The organism is Effusibacillus consociatus, from assembly GCF_042652925.1.
In the GTDB taxonomy this organism is placed as follows: domain Bacteria; phylum Bacillota; class Bacilli; order Tumebacillales; family Effusibacillaceae; genus Effusibacillus; species Effusibacillus consociatus.
In genome coordinates this window covers 1-577 of sequence record NZ_JBHSHC010000180.1, presented here as the reverse complement: position 1 = coordinate 577, position 577 = coordinate 1, and the positions used below count along the sequence as shown (strand labels likewise).

1 protein-coding gene is annotated in these 577 nt (G+C 53.9%); it reads right to left on the bottom strand.

Annotation, left to right across the window (positions count from 1 at the left end):
* Positions 1-577 (bottom strand): M20/M25/M40 family metallo-hydrolase (locus ACFO8Q_RS23860; RefSeq protein ID WP_380029883.1); only part of this gene is annotated, 577 nt, incomplete at both ends.

The following is a 577-nucleotide window of genomic DNA, read 5'->3' as shown; positions in this document are numbered from 1 at the left end:
AGTACGCCCGTCATCGCTTCGATTGCGTCATGTCCTGTATACGGCGCCGCCGCGTGGGCCGACTTGCCCTTGATTTTGATTTCCAGGTGCAGACAGCCGTTATGCGAATTCACGATCGAATACGAGAAACCGGCCGAGAACGCCATATCCGGCTGAATGTGACCCTTTTCAATCATCCACTTGGGTCCGATTTCTCCCCCTGTCTCTTCGTCGAAGTTAAACGCAAGTGCAACTTTCCCTGACAACTTCTCTGCCACTTGACGAAGTGCCATCACCGCGAAGGTATAGGACGCAATGTCCGATTTGGATACGGCGGCACCGCGACCGTACAGTTTTCCGTCCACGATTTCTCCGCCGTACGGATCATACGTCCATCCAAGTCCCGGCGCTACCACATCTCCGTGTGAATTCAGCGCGATTTCCGGACCTTGTCCGTCTCCAAAGGTGGTCTTGGATACAACGTTGGCAACACGAATCATCCCGTGCGCCCGGACTTCCTCCGGATCTACCTCCAACAGATCTGCATGTCCAAATCCAAAGTCCTGCAAACGTTTTTGAATGTGTTCCGCGATGGCGT